We start from the raw sequence: 8,285 nt of genomic DNA on the forward strand, positions 1-8,285 counted from the left end.
CCACCCGGAAAACGACAACCCATCCCCACCACGGCAATCGGCTCGACATCACCGCGCTCGGCAATCTCCAACCGCGCGCTCAAGTCATCGATCTTCTTCAACGCCTCAGTGACGATCGCCCGACGATCCAACGATGCAGCGGCCATGCCCATCAACCCAGTTTCTCTGAAAGCTGCTGTAGCAGCTCATCATCGGTCAGTTCGTCGTACTCGTCGGCATCCTCGGCATCGGCCACCTCGACCAGCTCGGGCAGGATGGTGGCCAGATACCCCGAGAGGGCATCCACGCTCGGATAGTCGAAGATGGCCGAGGTCGGCAGCGCCACGCCGAGGCTCTCGCTGAGCCCCCGCTGCAGTGTCACACTCATCAGTGAATCCATGCCCGATTGGAAGAAACCCGCCGAACGGTCGATCTTTCTCCGGGAGACAAGACCCATCGCTGTCGCAACCTGGTCGCTCACATGGTCATTCAGCAGATCACGCCGTTGCGCCGGGTCGGCCTCACCCAACGCCAGCCGGAACGCCGTCGTGGTTGTGGCTCCGGTGTCGCCGTCGGACTCGGCGGGCAGCAGGTCGTCCACGATGTGCAGCGCGGCCCGGGTGCGGTACGCGGCGGCCAGCAGCTCCCAGTCCGCGGCGACCACGACCGAACGCACCGGCGCTCTGGTACCACCCACCCAGCGCAGCGCGGCGATGGCGACCTCGTCGGGCATGGGCTCGAGCCCGGAATCCAGGCTCACCTGGCGTTCCTGCTCGGACTGGCTGTCGGTCAACGACTTCCACAGTCCCCAGTTGACGGCTGTGGCCGGCAGCCCGGCCGCGCGGCGCGCGTAGGCGAAGGCGTCGAGGAACGCCGACGTAGCCGTGTAGTGCGCCAGCCATCGCGAGCCGGTCAGACCCGAGATGGACGAGAACAGCACGAACTGGCGCACCGGCTGGCGCAGGGACAGCGTGTGCAGTACCGATACGGCGTCCAGCTTGGGGCCGAACATGGCTGTGACATCGCCGTCGGTCATGTCGGCCAGGGTGACCGGACCGCCGCCGAAGGCCGCCAGGTAAATCCCGTGCAGCGGAGGCAGGTCCGCACCGAACCGGGCGAACAACCGGGCCATCGCCGTCGAGTCCGTGGCATCAGCGGCCACCGTCACCAGGGAGATGCCGTTGCGGGACAGGCTGTCCGCCAGGTCATCCAGCCGTGAGCCGGGGGTGCGCGACACCGCGACGACAGTGCGGGCGCCCAGCTCGGTCAGCTGTCTGATCAGGTGTGGGCCGATGTTGCCGGTGGCGCCGATCACCAGATGGCACCCGTCCTGACCGAACTCGACCGGCGCCGACGCGGTAGGGACACTCTTGTGCAGCCGCGGCACCCTGCGCAGGCCCGCACGGTAGACGACCTGATCCTCGTCGTCGCCACCCCGGGCCTCGGCCTCCACATACCGCGCAATCAGAGCCGCGGGAACGGTCTCGTCGACGTCGATCACCCGGCCCCAGAGTTCCGGATGTTCCAGTGCCAGAGTGCGTCCCAACCCCCACAGGACCGCATGGACGGCGTTACCACGATCGCCGTCGCTGACCGGTTGTGCACTGCGGGTCAGCAGGTACAGCCGCGGGGGCAGCGATATCGCCGCCATGGCCGCGACCAGTCTGCGGGCGGTGTTGAACACCTCGTAGGCCGCCCCGGCAGCCAGACCGTCCGTCACGGGCGGTGGCGCGTACAGCACATGGGTCACGCCGGCCAGCGCACCGGCCAGTTCTGCCCTGCGCCCGTCGTCGGACAACACCGCCGGCGACAACACCGTCGACCGGGATTGCTCACCCAGTACGTGACCCAGTTCGGTGGCCACGTCGGCCTCTCCGATGACCAGCCACACGCTGTCGTGGTCAACCGGCGCATCGGGCAGGTCCCGCACCGGCCATGCCAGTCGGCAGTACCAGTCCTGGGGCACCAGGTCGGTTTTGGCCGACCATGCGCCGCGGGGCTGCAGCGTTTCGCCGCGGCGGCGTACCGGGGCGAAATCGAACCAGTGCCGCGAATGCATCCATGGTGTTGCGGGCAGCACGGGATGGGGTTCCGGCGGATGTGGTGTCTCCGGTGGCCGGGTGGTGTGGGTGGCGTTGAGGTTGGTGTGGAACCGCACCGTGTCGTCACCGTCGCGCCACAGCGTCCCGATGCAGTGATGGTGGCCCAGCGGCTCCACGGTTTCGCTGATGGCGTGCGTCAGGATCGGATGGGCACTGATCTCGATGAAGGTGCAGTTGTCGGCCGCGGCAGCGGTGACGGCCTGCATCAGCCGGGCCGGCTGCCGAACGTTGTGGGCCCAGTACTCGGCATCGAGAAGATGCGCGGCGTCCACTGCCGTGGAGATGAACGGGATGGCCGGCGGACGCGGATCCAGTCCGGCGAGCTCGGCTCGTAATTCGGCCAGGATGGGGTCCATCAACGCGGTGTGTGAAGCGACCTCCATGTTGACCCGTCGCGCGAACCTGTTCTGTGCACTCACGGCGGCGATCACCACGTCGACAGGCGCCACCGGGCCTGCGATCACGGTCTGCCGCGGCGAGACGTGGCCGGCCACGCTCACGTCGGGGAAGTCGGCGAGCAGCGCCTCGGTCTCGTCGGCAGGCAGATGCAGCAGCGCCACCGCGCCCTGCCCGGCCATCCGCGACATCAGCCGCGACCGCACCCCGATCACCTTCAGCCCGTCGGCCACCGAGAGGGCACCGGAGACCACCGCCGCGGTGACCTCACCCATGGAATGGCCGATGACGGTGTCCGGGTGTACCCCGTAGGACCGCCACAACTCGGTCAGACCCAGCTGCAGGCCCATCAGCACCGGCTGCACCTGTGCGTCACCGCTGACCGGCCGGCTGCCGGCGAGGATGTCCCAGAGGGAGAAACCGACCTGTTCGACGAACACCGGCTCCAGCGTGGCGATGGCACCGGCGAACACCGGCTCGTCGACCAGCAGCGCCCGCCCCATGCCGGCCCAGTGCGAACCCTGCCCGGAGTAGACGAAGACGGTTCCGGACCCGCACCCACCCTCGTGCGGACCGACCACGCCGTCGACACTGCGGTGTTCGGCCAGTGCCCGCAGCCCCGCGACCGCGTCCTCACGCCGGCGCGCGCACACCGTGGCGAACTGTGTGTGCACCGCGCGGTGGTGGTTGACGGTGTGCGCGACCTCAGGCAACGACGCCGCCAGGCCGTCGCCGTCCATCCAGTCCGCCAGCGAGCCGGCCGTCGCGGCAATGCGCTCGGATCCGGCACCGGAGATCACCAGCGTGCTGACAGGTGGGTCCTGTTGCTGCACACTGGATTTGGGATCCGGGGCCTGTTCGATCACCATATGGGCGTTGGTGCCGCCGAATCCGAACGAGGACACCCCGGCGCGCCGAGGCCGTCCGGTCTGCGGCCACTGTTGCTCTTCGGCAACCACCTGGAGCCGCAGTTGCTCGAACGGTATGTGCGGGTTGGGCTTGTTGAAGTGCAGGTTCCCGGGAATGGTGCCCCGGTTCACCGCCAGTACCGTCTTGATGAAACCCACCACTCCGGCCGCCGCTTCGAGGTGGCCGAGATTGGTCTTGACCGCGCCGAGCAGCAGGGGACCTGCCTCTGCGGAGCGGCCGCGGCCCAGGACCGAACCCAGTGCCCGCGCCTCGATCGGGTCACCCAACATGGTTCCGGTACCGTGGGTTTCGACGTAGTCGACCTCCTGCGGTGATATGCCGGCGTGGGCGTACGCCGCCCGCAGTACCGCCATCTGCGCGGCCGGGTTGGGGGCGAGCATTCCGTTGGACCGGCCGTCTTGATTCACCGCCGATCCCCGGATCACGGCCAGCGGCCGGTTGCCGTCGCGCAGCGCGTCGCTGAGCCGCTTGAGCACCACCACACCGCAGCCTTCCCCGCGGACGAAACCGTCGGCGTCGGCGTCGAAGGAGTGGCAGGCACCGGTCACCGACAAGGCCCCGGAGTGGTCGAAGCCGCGGAACACCGAAGGTGACAACAAGACGTTCACTCCGCCGGCGATGGCCACGTCACAGTCCTGGGTCCGCAGGCTCTGGCAGGCCAGGTGCATGGCGACCAGCGACGACGAACAGGCGGTGTCCACGGTGATCGACGGGCCGCGCAGGTCGAGGAAGTACGACAGCCGGTTGGCGATGATGCTCAGTGCGCCACCGGAATTGCTCCACGCGTCGACCGAGGGCAGGTCGGTCGACGCCAGGTAGCCGTATTCACTGATGCTGGCCCCGACGAACACCCCGGTGTGCGAGCACCGCAGCGCGCTGGGTGGGATTCCGGCGTTCTCCAGCGCTTCGATGGCGACTTCCAGCATGAGCCGCTGCTGTGGGTCCATCTTGACGGCCTCGCGCAGCGAGATCTCGAAGAACTCCGGGTCGAAGACGTCGATGTCGGTGAGGAACGACCCCCACCGTGTGGTACCGGCGAGCGCGGCCGCCGTTTCCTCCGAGCCGTCGTCGAACGCCGCCCACCGATGCGGCGGAACTTCGCTGACAGTGGTGCGGCCGTCGGCGAGCAGCTGCCACAGGTCGTCGACGGCGTTGATCCCGCCGGGCAACCGGCAGCCCAGTCCGATCACTGCGATCGGTTCGTTCAATGTGCCCGAGCTGGCGTCGAGTTCGGGAAGATCGTCGTCGTCGGACTCGGCACTGGTGAGAAAGCGTGCCAGCATGTCGATGGTGGGGTGCTGCCAGAACTCCACCGGCGACACCTGTCGCTCGAGTAATTCGGAGAGTTCCCCGGAGAGCACCACGGCGTCGCGGGAGCCGACGCCCAAGTCGTTCATGGAGGCGTGGATGTCCACCTCATCGGGGCTGCAGCCGATGGTGGTGACCAAGTAGTCGACCAACCAGTTGCGCATTCCTGTTTCGTCCATCGGCTCGGTCATGCTGATCGGTCCATACTGCGGTCATCCGACGGGCGCATCGAATTCCCCCGTTCGTCCAACTCTTCATCCCCCTCGTCTGGGAAGGCAGCCGATTCCACGCTGCCGAACAAGTCGTCGAGCACGCTCCCCGGCGAGTCGGCCGACGATTCGTCGATATCCTCGGAAATGTGGTGCGGCACCAGCTTTTCCGCCAGGAACACGGTCAGCGCCGACACCGTCGGGTGGTTCCAGAGCATCGTGGCCGACAACTCGATACCCAACAGCCGTTCCGCGTCCCGGCGGATGGACATCGCCATCACCGAGTTCAGACCCATCTCCGCGAACGGGCGCCCGACGTCGATGTCGCTCTCGGGCAGGCCGATCTCGCGGGAGAGAATGCTCTTCAGCTCGGTTTCGAGTTCGGCCAACAGGTCCCCGGCGGCCATCTGCGTCCAGTCACGCGTCGGCCTGCGGTCGTCGTCCACTCCGGCCTGCCCGTGTGACAGCGGGACCATCACTGCTTGTGCGATGTCGAAGGTGTCCACGTACTCCCATGCCGGGAACGCCTCCGCCGGCGTGACCGGCCGTGACCCCATTCGTTCCAATTCGTCGAGGACGACCTGCGCCTCGGTCGCGAACCCGAGCCCGCGCCACGCCACCCAGTTCAGGCTCATGGTGTGGCAGCCCTGGAGGTGCCGGCCCCGGGCCAGACCGTCCAGGTAGGCATTCGCGGAGGCGTAGGCACCCTGTCCGGGAACGCCGAACACCGCGCCGGCGGCCGATGTCAGGAAGAAGAAGTCCACGCTGCGCGGCGGGAACACCTCATGCAGCACCCGAGCCCCGGAGACCTTGGGCCACAGCGTGCGCCGCAGCCGGCCCGTGTCCAGCTCGGTCAGCAGCTGCCCCTCGGTGACACCTGCCGCGTGGATGACGCCCCGCACGGCCGGCTCGCCCGCTTCGTCGCGACGAGCCAGCAGTGCGCGGACCTCCTCCGCGGACCCGACGTCGCAGGCCACGGCCTCGACCGCAACCCCTCGGTTCTCCAGCGCGCGAACAGCAGCGATCTTCTGCCGAAGCGCCGCGTCATTGGTCTCCGCATCCCACGCCCGCCGGGGTGGCAGCGCATGTCGCCCCGCCAGCACCAGGCGTCGTGCACCGCGGTCGGCCAGCCAGCCGGCCATCAACAGGCCGAGTGCGCCCAACCCTCCGGTGATGAGATAAGCCGCGTCGGGCCGGCACCGCAGCGGCTCACGCACGGGTTCACCCACGATCGGAGACACCGCGGGCGCGCGGAATGTCCCGTCGCGCAACACCAGGATGGATTTCGCCGGTGCCGCCAGCACCGTCGCCAGAGCGGCCGCAGACCTCCCGAGACCGTTCGCGTCATCCGTGCCGGTTTCCGGCGGCAGGTCCACCAGGCCGCCCCAGATATCGGGCTGCTCGGCTCGGATGACACCGGCCAGTCCCCAGAGGCTGCTCTGCCGCATCGCGGCATCGGAGGCGCATTCGAGGACACCCCGGGTGAGAATCCACAGTGTGCAGCGAGATTGCCGTTCCGCCAGCCGATCTGCGAGACCGGCCACCTCCGCGGTGAGCCGCACCGCGCAGTCGGTGTCGGTTTCTCCCGCGGCCGCCGACCCAGGGTCGGCGAGGTAGAGCACGCACTGTGCGGTGTCGATGTCGGCCGGCACGTATCCGGCCGCCACCAACCCGTCACGCAAGGACCGCGCAGCGCCGCCGTCACCCACCACCGCGACGGTGCCCACGGTGCCCGCCGCCTGCTGGGGATCTGCGCCGTCGGCCAACGGCTGCCACTCGATCGCGTGCGCCAGCGTGGCGGGGTCCGTGGCGGCGGACACCGGTTCCACTGCGGCGAAACGCAATCCATCGATCGCGATACCGACGCTGCCGTCGGCAGCGCGCACCGCGACGTCGACGACGAGCTCGCCGGGTTCCCCGTCGCGTCGGCGGACCTCCACCACATCGTGTCGATCGGCGAACTGTGCCGGTATGTCGACACTGTCGACGCCGGCCGGCATCAACAGCTCGCGGTGCGAGCTGTCGGCCAGGCGGGCCAGGTGGACCGCCGCGTCCAACAGTGCGACCACCGACGGATCCGACATCTCGACACGGGCACTCACGCCGCCGGGAATAGCTTGGGCTGCTGTGATCGACCACGGGAAGGGCTGACCTTCGATACCCCATTCACGCTTGAGCTCGGCCGCGGCCGCGGCGTCCAGCACCGGCAACACCTCGGCCGCGACGGATGGGCGGTCCGGGTCTACCACCACGGCGGGATTCGCCGGGCGGTGGTCGATGCGACCGGTTGCGTGCCGGACCCAGCGCTGTACGGCGCCGTCACTGACCAGGGTCGACGAAATGGTGACGGCCTCTCCGTCGGAGACCACCTGGATCAGCCGGGACTCGTCGAGAACGACCGGCTGTTCGAGACGGACGTCACGGAGCACCGCTTCGCCGCTCGCGCGGGCGGCCACGGACAGTGTTTGCAGCAGGACCGATGCCGGCACCAGTTCCACGCCGTGCACCCGATGCTCACCCGGATAGGGCTTGGCTCCCGGCACCAGACGCGCCTGCCAGAGATGACCCGGTGGGGTCGTGGCCAGTGGAACGTGCTCTCCCAGCAGGGTTCCGCGTTTGGGCGCGGAACCCGTTCTGGCCGGAGCCTCGATGGTGATCCAGTGCCGGCCGTGATGCCACGGGGTGGGCGGTAGTGCCACCAATGGTCTCGTGTGGTCGTGCGGGCCCGTATGACCCAGAGCGGCCAGCTGGGTGTGGAAACACAGCGTGTCGTCCTCGTCGCGTTTGAGGCTGGCGACCACCGACACCGCTGTGTCGCCGTCTGCGGCTTCCAGTGTCTCGGTGATCGCGTGGGTCAAGGTGGGGTGCGGGCTGATCTCGACGAAACGGCCGTGGTGTTCGGCGGCATCGAGTACGGCTTGGCTGATCCGCACCGGCCGGCGCAGGTTGTCGACCCAGTAGTCGGCGTCGAAGGCCGGGCGGTGGCCGGGCCCGCCGACGGTGGAGATGAACGGGATGGTCGGGGTTGCCGGGGTGAGATCGGCCAGGGCGCTGCGCAATTCGGGCAGGATCGGATCCATCAGCGCGGTGTGGGAGGCCACCTCCATGTTGACCCGCCGCGCGAATCGATCGCCGGCAGCGACGGCAGCGATCACGGCGTCCACCTGCTCGGGCGGCCCGGCGAGCACGGTCTGACGCGGCGAGGCATACACGGTCACCTCGACCCCGGGATAGTCGGCGATCAGCGCCTGTGCGGCCTCTGAATCCAGTTCGACGAGGGCGACCGCGCCTTGGCCGGCGAGTCGGGACATGAGCCGGGAGCGGGTGGCGATGACCTTGAGTCCATCGGCGACCGACAGGG

General features: G+C 68.6%; 3 protein-coding genes. All 3 read right to left on the reverse strand.

Translation table 11 applies throughout. The features are described from left to right. The coding region (locus AC3A6P_RS35900) for a hypothetical protein (RefSeq protein WP_487697413.1) at nucleotides 1-146 on the reverse strand (146 nt) is incomplete at its 3' end. A 5-nt stretch (nucleotides 147-151) separates the two neighbouring features. Further along, nucleotides 152-4,906 (reverse strand): SDR family NAD(P)-dependent oxidoreductase, encoded by a 4,755-nt coding sequence (locus AC3A6P_RS35905; protein ID WP_487697410.1) that lies wholly within the window; start codon nucleotides 4,904-4,906, stop codon nucleotides 152-154. Further along, the coding region (locus AC3A6P_RS35910) for a KR domain-containing protein (RefSeq protein WP_487697412.1) at nucleotides 4,903-8,285 on the reverse strand (3,383 nt) is incomplete at its 5' end. The genes AC3A6P_RS35910 and AC3A6P_RS35905, both read right to left, overlap by 4 nt.

This window comes from Mycobacterium sp. Soil_C_30, assembly GCF_057656995.1.

What these genes read in the sequence shown, in the direction of transcription:
- AC3A6P_RS35905 (WP_487697410.1), bottom strand. Translation starts at nt 4,906, where the DNA reads ATGACCGAGCCGATGGACGAAACAGGAATGCGCAACTGGTTGGTCGAC.